At 66.3% G+C, this 498-nt stretch carries 1 protein-coding gene; it reads right to left on the bottom strand.

Features of this window, described 5'->3' with window-relative positions; all coding sequences use genetic code 11:
• Positions 1-128: 128 nt before the first annotated feature.
• Positions 129-498: AAA family ATPase (locus tag FY251_RS20975; RefSeq protein WP_148416868.1), on the bottom strand; the 370-nt coding region annotated here is incomplete at its 5' end.

Below are 498 nucleotides of genomic sequence, written 5' to 3'. Positions count from 1 at the left end.
GTATATGCTGATGCCCAGCCCGCCGCCGAGGAATATGAGTGCGCCGCGTGTTGTCCCCTTGAGCTTGCGCCAGGTACGCCGCAGTTCCGTCCGCGCGATCAGTCGTGTCCGTCGTCCGCTCGGCCGTCTCATCGCTCTCCCGGGTGCTCGCTGGTCACGTCGAGGAACACGTCTTCGAGCGTGCTCCCGGACTCGACGCTGTCGGTCAGTTCATCGGGAGACCCCTCCGCGACGAGGTCGCCGTCGTACAGGACGCCGACGGTGTCGGCCAACTCCTCGACGACGGGCAGGATGTGCGTCGAGAGAAAGACCGTCGTGTCAGCGGCCGCGACTTCGCTGATGGTGTCACGCACTGTCCGGGCGGCCCGCGGGTCCAGCCCTGAGGTCGGTTCGTCCAGAAAGAGGACCTCCGGCTCGTGCAACAGCGCCTGGACCAGCCCGAGCTTCTGTTTCATCCCCTTCGAGTACGTCTCGACGCGCCGGTCTGCGTCCGTATCG

This window comes from Haloferax sp. KTX1, assembly GCF_902410085.1.
GTDB lineage: Archaea > Halobacteriota > Halobacteria > Halobacteriales > Haloferacaceae > Haloferax > Haloferax massiliensis.
Note: the sequence above shows the minus strand (reverse complement) of the source record. Positions and strands in the feature narration are given on the sequence as shown.